The 17,248-nt window shown below is 68.2% G+C and carries 10 protein-coding genes; 3 read left to right on the top strand and 7 right to left on the bottom strand.

All coding sequences use genetic code 11. The annotated features are described in order from the left end of the window. Positions 1–503 precede the first annotated feature (503 nt). A complete protein-coding gene (locus ACYQOP_RS07345; protein WP_461221905.1) occupies positions 504–1,283 on the top strand; it encodes a restriction endonuclease in 780 nt (259 codons plus the stop codon). A 237-nt stretch (positions 1,284–1,520) separates the two neighbouring features. Here the strand turns inward: ACYQOP_RS07345 and zwf are convergent, their stop codons facing one another. After that, positions 1,521–3,044, bottom strand: a complete 1,524-nt coding sequence (gene zwf, locus ACYQOP_RS07340) for a glucose-6-phosphate dehydrogenase (RefSeq protein ID WP_461221904.1) — start codon at positions 3,042–3,044, stop codon at positions 1,521–1,523. Between the two features lie 274 nt (positions 3,045–3,318). On the opposite strand from zwf, the gene ACYQOP_RS07335 reads away from it, so the two are divergent. After that, entirely contained in the window at positions 3,319–4,815 is a 1,497-nt protein-coding gene (locus ACYQOP_RS07335) for an endo alpha-1,4 polygalactosaminidase (protein ID WP_461221903.1), read from the top strand. Positions 4,816–4,902: 87 nt separating this feature from the next. Here ACYQOP_RS07335 and ACYQOP_RS07330 read toward each other — a convergent pair whose 3' ends face one another. The 6 genes from ACYQOP_RS07330 to ACYQOP_RS07305 form a co-directional block, all read right to left on the bottom strand. Next, positions 4,903–6,339 carry an efflux transporter outer membrane subunit gene (locus tag ACYQOP_RS07330; protein WP_056454636.1) on the bottom strand — a complete coding sequence of 479 codons (1,437 nt, stop codon included), beginning with the start codon at positions 6,337–6,339 and terminating at the stop codon, positions 4,903–4,905. A gap of 281 nt (positions 6,340–6,620) precedes the next feature. Next, positions 6,621–9,893, bottom strand: a complete 3,273-nt coding sequence (locus tag ACYQOP_RS07325; protein ID WP_461221901.1) for an efflux RND transporter permease subunit — start codon at positions 9,891–9,893, stop codon at positions 6,621–6,623. Continuing rightward, a complete protein-coding gene (locus tag ACYQOP_RS07320) occupies positions 9,890–10,336 on the bottom strand; it encodes an endonuclease domain-containing protein (protein WP_461225233.1) in 447 nt (148 codons plus the stop codon). Before ACYQOP_RS07320 ends, ACYQOP_RS07325 begins: the two co-directional genes overlap by 4 nt. Before the next feature lie 140 nt (positions 10,337–10,476). Next, positions 10,477–13,590, bottom strand: coding sequence for an MdtB/MuxB family multidrug efflux RND transporter permease subunit (locus tag ACYQOP_RS07315; protein ID WP_461221899.1), 3,114 nt, complete (start codon positions 13,588–13,590; stop codon positions 10,477–10,479). A 181-nt stretch (positions 13,591–13,771) separates the two neighbouring features. After that, positions 13,772–15,223, bottom strand: coding sequence for an MdtA/MuxA family multidrug efflux RND transporter periplasmic adaptor subunit (locus ACYQOP_RS07310; protein WP_461221898.1), 1,452 nt, complete (start codon positions 15,221–15,223; stop codon positions 13,772–13,774). A gap of 272 nt (positions 15,224–15,495) precedes the next feature. Beyond that, positions 15,496–15,636 carry a hypothetical protein gene (locus ACYQOP_RS07305; RefSeq protein ID WP_200919012.1) on the bottom strand — a complete coding sequence of 47 codons (141 nt, stop codon included), beginning with the start codon at positions 15,634–15,636 and terminating at the stop codon, positions 15,496–15,498. 387 nt (positions 15,637–16,023) lie between these two features. On the opposite strand from ACYQOP_RS07305, the gene ACYQOP_RS07300 reads away from it, so the two are divergent. Then, entirely contained in the window at positions 16,024–17,190 is a 1,167-nt protein-coding gene (locus tag ACYQOP_RS07300; RefSeq protein WP_461221897.1) for an aminotransferase, read from the top strand. The last annotated feature ends 58 nt before the right edge of the window (positions 17,191–17,248 follow it).

Here is a 17,248-nt window from a genome sequence, read left to right as displayed (position 1 = left end):
CATCGATGGGGCCGCCGTGAGCGGATTACTCGTTCGGGACGCCAAACGGATGTGCTCGGCGCGGTCGGGGCCGGCACACGGCCCAATGGCATCCTCATCCACAAGAAAACTACACAGATGTCAGCGGTCGCGATCACGGAGCGACCGAACACATCTCCGATGGAACGCTTGCGCTTTCCTGTCTCGAGACTCTCTGGGGCCAATCTGCATGCAAAATAATAAATAATCCCCCAGTTCTAACGGCAACATCATCCACCTTGTGCGTTTCCTCTGCAAATACGCTTCAACGTGAATGAATTCGAACCAATCCAGGGGGATGAATCCAATCATTTTTGCCTGATGTCGATTGACGACATCCGATTTCGTCTCGCGCCGCACGGCACTATCGGAGCAGGCGGTTTTTCTGTCGCGAGCCGGCGTTAGGCCCGTCGCAAGACCCTCCCGGCATTCTGCGAAAGAGGGCGCGGCCGATGGGGGCGCGTTGGCAGCGGGAAAGGGTGCGCATGTCCGGTCGATCGAGCCTTGTCGCGCGCCTGTTCTGGACCACCCTCCTGGGTGGGGGCCTGGCCTTCTGGTTCGGACTCCCCGCCCTGGCGGCGACCGGCCTCTGTCTCTGCCTGATCCTGCTGCATCGCCTCGACAGGCCCCGGCGCTTCAGGCGGACGGTGCGCCGGCTCGCGCGCGCCCATGCCGAGACCCTCGCCCTCCGCCGCCGCCAGGAATGTTTCGAGGACGCCTACGGCAACCGGATCGACGATGGCTGGCTGCGCGAGCGGGATTACTTCGCCGAGCGGACGATCCTGCCGCATCTCGACGCCAAGGGCTTCACCGACCTCGCCGACACCCGCTGGCCGCTCGTCCTCGACATCATCGACGACGTTGCCCTGTCCGTCGCTTTGCCGGACGAGGACGAGGCCCCGGAAGACGGCATCGCCTACGAGCGCTTCTGCGCCGAGGCGCTGCGCGAGGCGGGATGGTCGGCGCGCCCGACGAAGGCCAGCGGCGACCAGGGGGCGGACGTGGTGGCCGAGCGCTCAGGCATCCGCCTCGTCCTCCAGTGCAAGCGCTACACCAAGCCCGTGGGCAACGCGGCGGTGCAGGAGGCCTCGGCGGCAGCGCGCTATTGGCAGGCGGATATGGCGGCCGTCGTCTCCAATGCCGGCTTCACCCCCGCCGCGCGCAGGCTGTCGGGCGCCACCGGCGTTCTCCTCCTCCATCACGATGCCCTGCGCACGCTCGCGCCCATCCGCAGATCCCGGCGGCTCGACGCCGAGCCGGCCTGAGAGCCGTTCATCGGACTTCTCAGCGGCGGCGCATGCCAAAGTCGGCCATCCGCCAAGGTCCATTTTCCCAAGCCGACCACCTCTTCCTGAGGTGCCCTTTGCTTCAGCAAAGGGCTTTGAGGGAGACTTCCAGTGGTCGCGCGATCCCTGGAGGGCTCCTTCGAGGCCGCTACGCGGCACCTCAGGATGAGGGGAAGCCTTGGAACAACACCTCAAACAGGCCCTGACGCGCGAGCCTCACCCCTCCGCGAGAGGCAGCCAAGCCCGCCCGTCGCGGGCAAGCAGAGCATCCGCCCCCGCCGGTCCGTTGCTGCCCGCCGCATAGAGCTCCACCGGGGCGTCGCCCCAGGCCCGGATCAAGGGATCGACGGCGGCCCAGCCCGCTTCGATGGCGTCGGCCCGCTGGAACAGGGTCGGGTCGCCGATCATGCAATCGTAGATCAGGGTCTCGTAGCCGACGCTCGGCGCTTCGGTGAAGAAATCGCCGAACCGCACGGAGGAGGTGACCGCGCCGAGATGCATGTCCGGCCCCGGCCGCTTGGTGTTCCACTGGGTGCTCAAGCCCTGGTCCGGGTCGATATGCACGCGCATGATGTTCGGTGCGAGATCGGTGCCGGCGAACAGGCCATGACTCGGCGGCTTGAAATGCACGGCGATCTCGGTGAGGCGCCCGGCCAGACGCTTGCCCGTGCGCAGGTAGAACGGCACGCCGGACCAGCGCGGGTTATCGATGGAGAGCTTCAGGGCCGCGTAGGTCTCGGTGCGGGAATCGGCCGAGACATCGGCCTCCTCGCGGTAGCCCCGCACGGCATGACCGTGCTCTTCGCCGGGCGCATACTGGCCGCGCACCGCCTGATCCGGCGTCACCCGCCGCACGGCTTCCTCGAGCCGCGCCTTCTCGTTGCGGATCTCCTCCGCATCGAAACTGGCGGGCGGCTCCATCGCCACCATGGACAGAAGCTGGAAGAGGTGGTTCGGCACCATGTCTCGCAGCGCGCCGGTCGGCTCGTAGAAGCCGCCGCGCTGCTCGACGCCGATGGTCTCGGCGGCGGTGATCTGCACGTGGTCGATGTGGTGGGCGTTCCATATCGGCTCCAGCATGGCATTGGCGAAGCGCAGCGCCAGGATGCTCTGCACCGTCTCCTTGCCGAGGAAGTGATCGATGCGGAACACCTGACTCTCGTCGGCCTGGTCCAGGATGCGGGCGTTGAGGGCGCGCGCCGAGGCGAGATCGGTGCCGAAGGGCTTCTCGATCACCACGCGGCGGAAGGCGCCCTCCCCCTCCTTCAGCAGGCCTGCGGCACCGAGATGGTCCACCACCGGGCCGAAGAAGCGCGCGGACACGGCCAGGTAGAAGATCGCGTTGCCGCCGATGTCCTGGGCGAGCCGCCGATAGGTCTCCGCCGCCTCGAAATCCCCCTTCGTGAAGGTCAGGCGCTCACGGATGAAGCCCCAGTGATGGGGGTCGATGGAATCCGGGTGGAATTCGGAGGTTCGGTCCTGGGTGAAGGACTGCATCGTCTGCGAGAGGTCGTCGCGCCAACCCTCGCTCGTCCGGTCGTTATGATCGATACCGACGATCTTCAGCCCCTCGGAGAGCAGCCCGCCGGCGGCGAGATTGTAGAGGGCCGGCATCAGCAGGCGCTTCGTCAGGTCGCCGGCCGCCCCGAAGATCACCAGGGTGCAGGGCGGGGCGGTCTCGACCTCGGAACTGGCGAGCTTCTGCTTGCCGTCGCTCGCTGGGACGTCGGATCGGCTCATGGGACGGATACTCCGGGATGGATCGGCGACGCGGGTCAAACCGGATTTGCGCCGTGCCGTTCCGATCCGTGGTGCATAGCAGCGATCACGCTGCCGTGGTGGCGGAACATGGCCCGTGCCCGGCGCCCGACATCGGACGCATCGCTTGCATCGAAAACGCCGGACCGATCGAAGCCTCCGTTAAGGGCTTGCGACCCCATAGAGAGGCCGAACCTCCGCCACGCCCAGCGGGACGCTCGCCGCGACGCGGCCGAATGCGAGGACCGATCGACCCATGGCCACCTTCAGAACCTCCACCGGGACCGTCGCGGTCGAGACCTGGGGATACGAACTGCAAGGACGCGATGGCGCGCCCCTCGACCGGGACCTGCTCGCCTCGGCGACCCATGACCTCCTCGTCATCGATTCCTCCCGCGACGGCACCAACGCCCTCCGGTTCTCGGCCGATGACGTCACGCGCATGAAGGATGGGATGGGCGGCCGTTCCGTGGTCGTCTCGTACATCTCCATCGGCGAGGCGTCCGACTTTCGCGATTACTGGCAGCCCGGCTGGACAGAGACGGGACTCGCGGAGGGCGACCTCGACGCGCGGGCGCCCGATTGGCTCGGGCCGCTCAATCCCGACTGGCCGGAATCGCGCAAGGTGCGCTTCTGGGACAAGGAGTGGCAGGACATCCTCTTCAACGACGCGCGAACGGGCGATGTCGATGCCATCGTCGCGGCGGGTTTCGACGCCGCCTATCTCGACATCGTCGACGGCTATTATTTCTGGGGCACGGAAGTCGCCGCCAAGGACCGGCAGGCCGGCGACCCCGTCTCGGTGAAGCAGGCGGCGCAGCGCATGGTCGATTTCGTTGTCGCTCTCACGGAACATGCCCGCGAGACCAACCCCGACTTCTTCGTCATCCCGCAGAACGGCGCCTGGATCCTCAACGATCTCGGCAACGACACCGCGCGCAGGGAAGCCTATCTCGACGTCATCGGCGGGATCGCGGTGGAAGACCTCTATTATCGCGGCGCCCGCGACGAGAACAATCCGCTCAGGCCCGATGCCGAGACGATCGAGATCCTGAAGCAGGACTTCCTCGGCAACGGAAAACCGGTCTTCTCCGTCGATTACGTCAACGGTGCCGCGCGCGTGGCGGAGTTCGATGCCCTGGCCCTCGCCGACGGCTTCATCCCCTTCGCCGCGCCGACGCGCGGCCTCGACCGACTGGTCGGCACCCATGACGGCGACCCGGCCTACATCCTGCCGACGGGCAAGGCCGACATCCTGCGGGGCAGCGTCCTCGCCGACCGGATCGACGGGCTCGCCGGCAACGACAGGATCGACGGGAGGGCGGGCGCCGACCGGCTCCTCGGCGGGGCGGGAAACGACAGGCTGTTCGGGGGCGACGGCAACGACACGCTTTTCGGCGGCGCCGGGAAGGATCGCCTGAAGGGCGGGGCGGGCGACGACGTCTTCGTGTTCGCCACCGCCCTCGATGCCCGGAAGAACGTCGATCGGATCACCGACTTTTCGCGGGCCGACGACACCGTCAAGCTGGACGACGACGTCTTCCTCGGGCTTGCCACCGGCCGGCTCGCCAAGGGCGCCTTCGCCATCGGTAGCCAAGCATCTGAGGCGGACGACCGCATCCTCTACGACACGGCGACGGGCGATCTCTTCTTCGACCGGGACGGTTCGGCGGCGACCTACAAACCCGTCCTGTTCGCGCATCTCACCAAGGAGACGGCCCTCGCCGCTTCCGATTTCCTCATCATCGGCTGATCCGCGCGGCGCCGCGCACCGTCACCGCCCGTGCAATCCCTCGCCATCCGCCCGCAGCGGACGGCTCACTCGTCCGTGCGGACGGACTTATTCGTCCGTGCGGACGGCTTGGCCCCGGTCGATCGGCAGGCGGTCGCCCTTGAGTTCGTCGGGTGTCGGAAGGCTGCGCACGTCCCAGCCGCCGCCCAGCGCCCGGATGAGGGACACCGCCGTGGTGAAGCGGTTGAGCCGCACCTGCAGGGCGGTCACTTCGTTGTTCAGTTCCAACGCCTGGGCGGTGATGACGGTGGTGAAGTTCTGGGTACCCGCCCGGTATTCGTTGAGGGTGATCTCCACGGCGCGGCGGGCCGAGGCCACCGCCTCCTCCTGCGCCGCCTGCTGCCGGGCGAGGATGCGCACCCCGGCCAGGCCGTTCTCCACCTCGGCGAAGGCGGTGAGCACGGTCTGGCGGTAGGTCGCCACCGTGGCGTCGTAGGCGGCTCTCGCGATCTGCACGGCGGCGGTGCGGGCGCCGCCATCGAGCAGGGTCTCGCTGCCGGCCGCAGCCACCGACCAGACCTGGTTCGCGGCCGAGAAGACGCCGTTGCTGGTCAGCCCCGAGACGCCGCCCGAGCCCGAGAGGACCAGGGTCGGGTAGAAGGCCGCCACGGCGACGCCGATCTGCTCGCTCTGGGACTGCACGCTGCGCTCGGCCTGCGCGATGTCCGGGCGCCGCTCCAGCAGGGCGGAGGGGATGCCCACCGGAACCGCGGGCGGCGTCTTGGGCAGGCTCCCCTTCGGCAGGGACAATTCGGAGGGAGGCCGCCCGATCAGCGTCGCGATGGCGTGTTCGAAAGTCGCACGCTGCAGGCCCACCGCGATGGCCTGGGCCTGGGTCGACTGTACCTGCGTCTGCGCCGTGATCACGTCGGAGCGGGCCGCCACGCCGGCATTGTACTGGTTCTCGGTGATGGCGAGGCTCTTCTTATAGGCCTCCACCGTCTCGTTCAGCAGGCGCTGCAGCGAATCCTGGTAGCGCAGGCTGAAATAGTTGGTGGCGACCTCGGACTGGATCGCCAGGCGCACCGCCGCCAGATCCGCCGCGCTCGCCTGGGCGTTGGCGACCTCGCTCTCGATGTTGCGCCGGATGCGGCCGAACAGGTCGAGCTCCCACGAGGCCTGGGCCTGGAGCGAGACCGAGGTGCGCTCGGTGCCGAGCGTCCGCGAGCGCGTGATCGTCGGCGCGCCGATGACCGTGGGGTAGAGCGCCGAGCGCGCCTGGGCGACGAGGCCGCGCGCCTGGTCGTAGGAGGCCAGGGAGACGCGCAGGTTCTGGTTGTCCACGTCGACGAGGCGGATCAGCCGGTCGAGGGCGGGGTCGCGGAACACGCGCCACCAATCGCCGCGCTCGGCCCCGTCATTGGGCTGCACCGCTCGCCAGCCCTTCCGCGTGGCGACATGGGCCACGCTGTCCTCGCGCATTCCGCCCTGCTTGAACGCCAGCGGCGTCTCCACGGAGGGGCGGGAGTAATCGGGCCCGACCATGCAGCCGGAGAGGGTTGCGGCGAGGGCGAGGACGGGCAGGCACCAACGCCCCTTCCCTCCCCCCTTTGCGGGGGAGGGTGGCCCTCGCGTCAGCGAGGGTCGGGAGAGGGGAGCGCCCTGACCGGAGAGGTCGGCCCCTCTCCCGCCTGCTCCGCAGGCACCCTCCCCCGCACCAAGTCGGGCCTGCCCGACTTGGCCAGCCAAAGACGGATCTCGGGCAAGCCCGAGGTTCGTGGGGGAAGGGTTGCTACGCGCGGGTCGCATCGTCCGGTCACGCCCGCTCATTCGGCCGGGCTCACCGAAACGCCGGGCGCCGGCTTCCGCCGGCGGAGGCGGTCGAGATAGAGGTAGACGACGGGTGTGGTGTAGAGGGTCAGGAGCTGGCTCACGATCAGGCCGCCGGCGATGGCGATGCCCAGGGGGCGGCGCATTTCCGACCCCTCGCCCCCGGCGAGGATGAGCGGCAGGGCGCCGAGCAGGGCCGCCAGCGTTGTCATCATGATCGGCCGGAAGCGCAAGAGGCAGGCCTCGAAGATCGCATCCTTCGGTGTGGCCCCGCGCGTGCGCTCGGCGTCCAGCGCCACGTCGATCATCATGATCGCGTTCTTCTTCACGATCCCGATGAGCAGAAACACCGCGATCAGCGCGATGATGGTGAATTCCGTGCCGGAGACGAGGAGCGCCAGCAGCGCGCCGATGCCGGCCGAGGGCAGTGTCGAGAGGATCGTCACCGGATGGACGAAGCTCTCGTAGAGGATCCCCAGGATGGTGTAGACGGCCAGCAAAGCCGCCAGGATCAGCAGCGGCTGACGCGAGGACGAGGCCTGGAAGGTCTTGGCGGCGCCCGCGAACTCGCCGTGGATCGTCGCCGGCAGGCGCAGCTGAGCCTCCGCCTCCTCGATGGCGGCGGTGGCGTCCGAGAGGCTCTTGCCCGGCGCCAGGTTGAACGAGAGCGTGGTCGCGACGAACAGGCCCTGGTGGCTCACCTGCACGGGCGCGTTCGCGGTCTCGACCCGGGCGAAGGCCGAGAGCGGGATCATCGTCTCCTTTGCGCTCGAAACGGGTGCGCTGGACGAGGCCCCCGCCCCGCCCGCGATGGCGTTGGAGGCGGCGTTGCGGGCGGAATCGGCGGCGATGGTGGAGGCCGTCGTCCCCGTCGTCGCGGCCCCCGCCACCGTCCCGGCCACCGCGTTGGTGATGGCCGAGCCGCGCGCCTTGCCGCCCGATGTCGAGACGAAGACGGTCTTCAGGGTCTCCGGGCTCTGCAGGTAGCGCGGCGCGATCTCCATCACGACGTGGTACTGGTTGAGCGGGTTGTAGATCGTCGAGACCTGCCGCTGGCCGAAGGCGTCGTAGAGGGTGTTGTCGATCTTGTCCGGCGTGATGCCGTAGCGATAGGCGGTGGCCCGGTCGATGACGAGGCGGCTCTCCAACCCGCCCTCCTGCTGGTCCGAGGTGACGTCGGCGAAGACCGGATTCTTCTGCAGCGCCTCCACGAGCCGGGGCGCCGCCGCATAGAGTTCGTCGGCCGTGTCGCCCTGGAGGGTGTACTGGTACTGCGCGAAGCTCTGGCGCCCGCCCATGCGGAGGTCCTGGCGCGGGAACAGGAACAGCCGGGCGCCCGCCACCTCGGCCAGCTTCGGCCGCAGCCGGGTCATCACCTCGGTGATCGAGGCGCGCTCGCCCCGCGGTTTCAGACCGACGAAGACATTGGCCGAGTTGGTGGCACGCCCGCCGGTGAAGCCGACGACGCTGTCCACCGCCGGATCGGCCTGCACGATGGCGGTCGCCTGTTCCAGCTTCTGCTTCATCGCCTGGAACGAGATGCGCTGGTCGGCCTGGATGCCGCCCATCATCTGCCCAGTATCCTGCTCGGGGAAGAATCCCTTGGGGACGATGATGTAGAGATAGACGTTGAGCCCGATCGTCGCGAACAGCGTGAGCAGCACCAGGCGGCGATGAGCGAGGGCGATCCGCAGGGTCCGCTCATAAGCGCGCAGCGTTCCCTCGAAGGCGCCTTCCAGCCCCCGGATCAGGAAGTTGGGGCGGCGCGGCGCCTCTCCCTCCGGCACGCTTTCGCGCTTGAGCAGGAGCGCGCACATCATCGGCGTGGTGGTGAGCGAGAGGACCAGGGAGATCAGGATCGCCAGGGACAGGGTGACGGCGAATTCCTCGAACAGCCGCCCGACGATGCCGCCCATCAGCAGGATCGGGATGAACACCGCGATCAACGACAGGGTCATGGAGATGACGGTGAAGCCGACCTCCTTCGACCCGGTGAGGGCGGCCTCCACCCTCGGCTTGCCGAGCTCGATATGGCGCTGGATGTTCTCCAGGACGACGATGGCGTCATCCACCACGAAGCCCGTCGCGATGATGAGGGCCATCAGCGACAGGATGTCGAGGCTGTAATCCAGCAGGTACATGGCCGAGAAGGTGCCGATGATCGAGATCGGCACGGCCACGGCCGGGATCAGGGTCGCCCGGCCGGAGCGCAGGAAGGCGAAGACCACGCCGATGACGAGGACGACCGCGATGATCAGGGTCTCCTCGGTCTCGGCGAGGGAGGCACGGATCGTGGCGCTGCGGTCGCCCGTGACGGTGAGGTCGATGTCTCCCGGCAGCGCGGCCTGGACCTGCGGCAGCGCCGCCTTCACCGCCTTGATGGTGTCGACCACGTTGGAGCCGGGCTGCTTGTAGATGAACAGGATCACGCCCGGCCGGCCGTTCACGAGGCCGAGGTTGCGCTTGTCCTCCACCGAATCCTCGACCTTGCCCACATCGGTGAGGCGCACGCCCGCCCCGTTGCGGTAGGCCACGACGATGTCGCGATAATCCGCCGCCACCCGGCCCTGGTCGTTGGCGTAGAGCTGGTAGTGGCGGGTGTCGGTCTCGATCGCACCTTTTGGGGAATTGGCATTGGCCGAGGCGATCGCGGCGCGCACCCCTTCGAGCCCGATCCCGTAATTGTAGAGGGCGGTGGGATCGAGTTCGACCCGCACCGCCGGGAGCGACGAGCCGCCGATATCGACATTCCCCACCCCGGGGAGCTGGGACATCTTCTGCTGCACCACCGTGGCGGCGGAATCGTAGAGCTGGCCCGGCGACAGGGTGTTCGAGGTCAGCCCGAGGATCAGGATCGGCGCATCGGCCGGGTTGAACTTGCGGTAGGTGGGGTTCGAGCGCAGGGCGGTGGGCAGGTCCGCCCGCGCGGCGTTGATCGCCGCCTGCACGTCGCGGGCGGCCCCGTCGATGTCGCGGTTGAGATTGAACATCAGGACGATCCGCACCGTCCCGACGGAACTGGTGGAGGTCATCTCGCCCACATCGGCGATGATGCCGAGCCGCCGCTCCAGGGGCGCGGCCACCGTCGTCGCCATGGTCTCGGGCGAGGCCCCGGCCATCTGCGCCTGCACCAGGATGACGGGGAAATCCACCTGCGGCAGCGGCGCCACCGGCAGCTTGAAGAACGCAAAGATCCCCGCCAGCAGCACCCCGATGGTGAGCAGCGTCGTGGCGACCGGACGGCGGATGAACGGCTCGGAGACGTTCATGGGTGGGGAGCCGGGCGCATACTCCCTCCCCCCTCTGCGGGGGAGGGTGGCCCGGCCGTCAGGCCGGGTCGGGAGAGGGGAGCGACGCGGCCGGACGCGGCGCGAGCCAGCCGCGCCTCGACGGTCGCGCCGACCGTGTCGAGGACCGAAGCGAGATCGCTCAGGACACGGTCATTCGGGAAGCGCAGAATCTCGAATCCCTGCTCCCGCAGCCAGACATCGCGCGCGGCGTCGCGATCACGGCGTTCGGCCTCGTCATGCGGGGCTCCCTCGAGTTCGACGATCAGACGGGCGGACGCGCAGAGGAAATCGGCGATGTAGGGCGGCAGGGGAACCTGGCGTCTGAATTTGAGCCCACGGAAGCGGCTACCGCGCACCTGCTGCCAGAACGCATCCTCGGCAAGGGTACGGAGCCGACGTTGCTCGCGAGCAAACGCACGCAGATGTGGAGTGGGTCTGACGAGGGTCCGCCCATCGTCGCTCTGCGCGTCCGATCCGGAAACCGGGTTCCCCTCTCCCGACCCCCTTCGGGGGCCACCCTCCCCCGCAGAGGGGGGAGGGAGTGCGGCGGCAAGGTCCCAACTCACGGCGTCACCCCCGCCGCCTTCGCGCCGCCGCCGCGCTTGAATCGCCGCTCCAGCCGGTCGAAGGCGAGGTAGATCACCGGGGTGGTGAACAGGGTCAGCACCTGGGAAACGATGAGGCCGCCGGCGATGACGATGCCGAGCGGCTGGCGCAGTTCGGAACCGACGCCGGTGCCGAGAATGAGCGGCACCGCCGCGAACAAAGCGGCCAGCGTCGTCATCAGGATCGGGCGGAAGCGCAGCAGGCAGGCCTCGTAGATCGCGTCGCGCGGGGCCATGCCCTCCTCGCGCTCGGCCTGGAGCGCGAAGTCGATCATCATGATCGCGTTCTTCTTCACGATGCCGATGAGCAGCACGATGCCGATGACGCCGATGATGTCCAGCGGCATGCCGTAGAGCATCAGCCCGACCAGGGCGCCGATCCCGGCCGAGGGAAGGGTCGAGAGGATCGTGATCGGGTGGACGAAGCTCTCGTAGAGCACGCCGAGCACGATGTAGACGGTGACGATGGCCGCGATCACCAGGAAGAGCTGGTTCGAGAGCGCCGACTGGAAGGCGAAGACCGAGCCCTGCGGCACCACGCGGAAGCTCGGCGGCAGGTCGATCTCCTTCCGCGCCGCCTCGATCGTCTGCACCGCATCGCCCAGCGCCGCGCCTTCGGCGAGGTTGAACGAGACGGTGGTGGCCGGGAACTGTCCGAGATGGCTGATGAGGAGCGGCGCCCGGCGCTCGCTGATCCGCGCCACCGCCGAAAGCGGCACCTGGCCCGAGGCCGCCGTGGAGGAGGGCAGGAAGATGCCGTTGAGGCTGTCGAGAGTCTTGTGCAGGTCCGGGTCGGCCTCGAGGATCACCCGATACTGGTTCGACTGGGTGAAGATCGTCGAGACGATGCGCTGGCCGAAGGCGTCGTAGAGCGCGTTGTCCACGGTGGCGGGGGTGATGCCGTAGCGGCCCGCGGTGGGCCGGTCGATGGTGATGTAGGCCGCCAACCCGTTGCCCTGGAGGTCGCTCGCCACGTCCGACAGCAGCGGCGAGCGCTGCAGCGCCTGGACGAAGCGCGGCACCCAGGTCTCGAATTCCGAGAGGTTCGGGTTCTCAAGGATCACCTGATACTGCGTCGCGCTCACCGCCGTGTCGATGGTGAGGTCCTGCACCGGCTGCATGTAGAGCCGAATGCCGGCGACCCCGCGCGTCGCTTCCTTCAGGCGGCGGATGATCGCGCTGGCATCGGTGGCGCGGCCCTCATGCGGCTTCAGGTTGATGAGGAACCGTCCGGAATTCAGCGTCACGTTCTGCCCGTCGACGCCGATGAAGGAGGACAGGCTCGCCACATCCGGGTCCTGCAGGACGATCCGGGCGAGTTGCTGCTGGCGGTCGGCCATCTCGGCATAGGAGATGGTCTGGTCGGCCTGGGTCACGCCCTGGATGACGCCGGTATCCTGGACCGGGAAGAACCCCTTGGGGATGACCACGAACAGGTAGGCGGTGAGCGCGATGGTGCCGAGGGTGACCACCAGGGTCAGGCCCTGGTGGTTGAGCACGATGCGCAGCATCCGCCCGTAGCCGGAGATTACCCCGTCCATGGCCCTACGGCCGGCCCGCGCGATGAATCCCTCGCGGCGCTCCGCCTCCGGGGCGTGCTTGAGCAGGCGGGCGCACAGCATCGGCACCAGGGTGAGCGAGACCACCGCCGAGATCACGATGGTGGCGGCGAGCGTGATCGCGAATTCGTGGAACAGGCGCCCCACCACGTCGCCCATGAACAGGAGCGGGATCAGCACCGCGATGAGCGAGACGGTGAGCGAGATGATGGTGAAGCCGATCTCGCGGCTGCCCTTCAGGGCCGCCTCCATCGGCGAATCGCCCTCCTCCACGTGACGGGCGATGTTCTCGATGACCACGATGGCGTCGTCCACGACGAAGCCGGTGGCGATGGTCAGCGCCATCAGGGACAGGTTATCGAGGGAGAACCCGTAGAGATCCATGATCGAGAGCGCGCCAATGAGCGAGAGCGGCACCGACAGGCTCGGGATTAGGGTCGCGGACAGGCTGCGCAGGAAGAGGAAGATCACCAGCACCACGAGGCCGATGGCGAGCGCCAGTTCCACCTGCACGTCGTGGACCGAGGCGCGGATGGTGGTGGTGCGGTCGGTGAGCGGCGTCACCGTGATCGCGGCGGGCAGCGTCCCCTGCAGCTGGGGCAGCAGCGCCTTGATCTTGTCGACGGTGGCGATGACGTTCGCACCGGGCTGGCGCTGGATGTTGAGGATGACGGCGGGCGTCTCGTCCATCCAGGCGCCGAGCTTGGTGTTCTCCGGGCCGTTGACCACGTCGGCGACGTCCGAGAGCCGCACCGCCGAGCCGTTCTTGTAGGCGATGATCGCCTGCTCGTAGGCCTTCGGATCGCGGATCTGATCGTTGGCGTTGATGGCGTAGGACTGGGTCGGCCCGTCGATCGTACCCTTCGGCGTGTTGACGTTGAGGTTGGTGATCGTGGTGCGCAGGTCGTCGATGTTGAGGCCGTAGGCGGCCAGCGCGCGGGAGTTGAAGCGCACGCGCACGGCGGGGCGCTGGCCGCCGCCCATGCTGACGAGGCCGACGCCGGAGACCTGGCTGATCTTCTGGGCGAGCCGCGTCTCGGCGAGATCCCGCACCTCGGTGAGCGGCATCGTCGTCGAGGTCAGGGCCAGGGTCAGGATCGGCGCGTCGGCCGGGTTGACCTTGGCGTAGATGGGTGGCGCCGGCAGGTCGGAGGGCAGCAGGTTGCCCGCCGCATTGATGGCCGCCTGGACCTGCTGCTCCGCGATGTCGAGGCCGAGATCCAGGCTGAACTGGAGCGTGATTACCGACGCGCCCGCAGAACTCTGCGAGGTCATCTGGTTGAGGTTGGCGAGCTGGCCGAACTGCCGCTCCAGCGGCGCCGTCACCGCCGAGGTCATCACCTCGGGGCTGGCGCCGGGATAGAAGGTCTGCACCTGGATCGTCGGGTACTCCACCGACGGCAGGGCCGAGACCGGCAGGTTCAGGTACGACACCATGCCGACCAGCAGGATCGCCAGCATGAACAGCGTGGTGGCGACGGGACGCAGGATGAAGATGCGGGACGGGTTCATGGGGTAAAGGCCATGACGGGCGCGCCGCCCCTCCCCTCCCCCCTTTGCGGGGGAGGGTGGCCCACGAAGTGGGTCGGGAGAGGGGAGCGCGCGGTCCGGAGAGGTCGTCCCCTCTCCCGCCTGCTCCGCAGGCACCCTCCCCCGCAGAGGGGGGAGGGAGAAACGGCGTCGAGAGTGACCATCACGGCTGCGCCGCCGGCCGCTCTCTGCGGCGCTCGCGCTTCTGCGGCGGGTTTTCGGGAGGTGTCCCGGCGGCGGGCGTCGATGTCGTGGCCGGGGCGTCGGTTGCAGGTGCGGCTTGGCCGGGCGCGGCTTGGCCGGGCGCGGCTTGGCCGGGCGCGGCTTGGCCGGGCGCCGCAGGTTCGCCGGGAGGTGGCGCCTGCCCCTTGCCGCCCTCGGTGACGCGGACCTTGGCGCCGTCGCGCAGGCGGTCGGTCCCGTCGACCACCACCCGGTCGCCGACCGCCAGCCCCTTGGTGACGGCACTGCGCGTGCCATCGGCCTCGCCGACGGTGATCGGCCGGACCACGACCTTGTCGTCGCTGTCGAGCAGGTAGACATAGGCGCCGGGCGTGCCGCGCAGGATCGCGGCGGTGGGGACGATGGGCGTATCCCGCACCGTATCCACGGTGAGCTTGGCGTTCACGAACTGGTTCGGAAACAGGCTCTCGTCCTTGTTGTCGAACAGCGCGCGCAGCTTTACCGTGCCGGTGGTGGTGTCGATCTGGTTGTCCACCGTGTCGAGGGTGCCGGTGGCGAGCACGTTGGCATCGCCCCGGTCATAGGCCGTTACCGTGAGTTTCGCCCCCGAGCGCAGGCGGCGCATGACGCGCGCCACGTCGTCCTCGGGCAGGGTGAACACCACCGAGATCGGATGCAGCTGCGTCACCACCACAATGTTGGTGGAGGCGGCAGTGACGTAATTGCCCTGGTCGATCTGGCGCAGGCCGACGCGGCCCTCCACGGGCGAGACGATGCGCGTATAGGCGATGTTGAGCTTCTGCTGGTCGACCTGGGCCTGATCGATGGCGACCGTGCCCTCGTTCTGCTTCACCAGGGCCGCTTGCGTGTCCACGTTCTGCTTCGAGATCGAATCCTGCAGGCTGAGGCGCTGGAAACGGGCGAGGTCGAGCTTCGAATTCTGCAGCAGGGCCTGATCGCGGGCGAGCTGGCCCTGGTACTGGGCGAGTTGCGCCTCGTAGATGCGCGGATCGATCTGGGCGAGGAAATCGCCCTTCTTAACGGTCTGCCCCTCGCGGAAGCCGATCTCCGTGAGATAGCCGCTGATCTGCGATTGGATCGTCACGGTGGCGAGCGGCGTCACCGTGCCGAGGCCCGACAGCACCACCGGGATCTCGCCAGTGGAGACCGTGGCGACCCCCACCGCCTGTGGCATGTCGCCCGGACGTCCACGGGCGCCCTTGCCGCGGGCGGGCGCGCCGTCGGCCGTGCTCTCCGTCTTGGGAGCGAGCTTGGGCGCGAGATAGAATCTGTAGCCGGCCGCTCCCGCCCCGGCGAGGAGGAGGAGCAGGATCAACCATGTTCCCACACGGCTTCGCCGGCGCGTCGGCGCCGGGGTGTCCGGTCTGAATTCCCGGGCCGTTTCGGTCCGGATGGGCGATTGTTCGTTCATGCCTCGACAATCCAGCCGATCGCTCCCGAACGGCACCGCGCAGTCTGGACGAAATGGCGACGTGAGTCCCGAGGGAACAGGGGGCGCGACCACCGCGCAGCGGGGCGACGATCCGGGACAGTGCCGGGAGCCGCGCTGGGTTGCCGGTGGGTCTTACCCGTCGATCGATCGCTCAGCATCGGGGCCGGACATGCCCGATTATTGCGACGCCAGTGCGGCGCGGAAGTTTCCGGGTTGTTTCCGACGTTCCGGCGGCGGATCGGCGGAAGCCTTCAGGGGAGTGGCTTCGACGGGTAGGCCTCGACCACCGCGTGGTAGGCCGCGTCCGGCGGCGTCACCGGCATGGCGAGGCGCAATCCCGCTCCCGCCAGGGCGATGAGGAAGGCAAGGGCGCAGCAGGCGCGGGTACTCAACGCGGTCGTCCTCGTGATCCGATACGAGGTCGCTACCCCGGAGGACCATCGAAGCACAAGCGAAACGCGGAAAAAGCCGCCGCCCCGAGCCGGAGCGACGACTTCAATCCTTGGGGGATCGGCTTCTTGGGAAGGACCGGAGCGGTACGTCGCCCAACCGAAACGAGGGGGCGGTGTTCCTGTTGAGCGGCGACCGCTCCGGCCATGGCCAGAACCTACGTTACGCCTGATGAATGTCAACAATCGTCAGGCGCGGTCCGGGATTACGGGCGGAGGGGCGTGCGATCGCGCACGTTCCCAAAAGCACGATTTCCGGCCCGAAACGCCCATGCTACCGAGGGAGGCGGACGACGTCAGCTCAGTTTATCGCCCACGAGCGTTTCCCGGATGAACCCTGTTTTCGCCGACCTCCCCAATACCGTGTTCGACGTGATGTCGGTGCTGGCGCGCGAGCTCGGGGCGATCAATCTCGGACAGGGTTTCCCGGACGATCCCGGGCCGGCGGATGTGCGCGAGAAGGCCGCCGATGCCCTGCGCGACGGCTACAACCAATACCCGCCGATGATGGGTTTGCCGGTGCTTCGCCGCGCCATCGCCGCCCATTACGAGCGCCATCAGGCACTCGCTCTCGATCCCGACACCGAGGTGATGGTGACGTCGGGTGCCACCGAGGCCCTGGCCGCGAGCCTGCTCGCCCTGGTCTCGCCCGGCGACGAGGTCGTGCTGTTCGAGCCGATGTACGACGCCTACCTGCCGATCATCCAGCAGGCCGGCGGCATCCCGCGCTTCGTCACCCTGCGGCCCCCGCATTTCCGCCTCGACGAAGAGGCGCTGGCGCAGGCCTTCTCCGAGCGCACCCGCGTCGTCGTTCTCAACAACCCGCTGAACCCGACCGCGACGATGTTCGGGGAACAGGATCTCGCGTTGCTAGCGAGGTTCTGCGAGCGATTCGACGTGACCGCCATCTGCGACGAGGTGTGGGAGCACGTGACCTTCGATGGGCGGCCCCATCGCCCGCTGATCGGGTTCGACGGCATGCGGGACCGAACCGTGAAGATCGGCTCGGCCGGCAAGATCTTCAGCCTCACCGGCTGGAAGGTCGGGTTCGTCATGGCGGCACCGGCCCTGCTCAAGGTGGTCTCGAAGGCGCACCAGTTCCTCACCTTCACCACACCGCCGAACCTGCAGGAGGCGGTGGCCTACGGGCTTTCCAAGGACGAGGCCTATTTCCTCGAGATGCGCGCCCGGTTCGCCCGCTCGCGCGACCGGCTGAGCGCCGGACTCACAGGCCTCGGCTTCTCCGTGCTGCCGTCGCAGGCGACCTACTTCCTCACTGTCGATATCGCCGAGTTGGGGCCGCGCCTCGGCTGCGCGGACGACGTCGCCTTCAGCCAGCATCTCGTGCGGGAGCACGGGGTGGCGGCAATTCCCATCAGCGCTTTCTATGCGCAGGGGGCCGTGCGCAACCTCGTCAGGCTGTGTTTCGCCAAGCAGGACGCGACCCTCGACGCGGCGCTGGACCGTCTCGCGGGTTTGATGCGGAGCAGCTTTTGATGAAGCGGCACGGCCGTGCGGGCCCGGTGCTTGCAGCTTGCCCCGGGCAGGGCCACAT

It is taken from the genome of Methylobacterium sp. CM6247, assembly GCF_054817925.1.
Note: the sequence above shows the minus strand (reverse complement) of the source record. Positions and strands in the feature narration are given on the sequence as shown.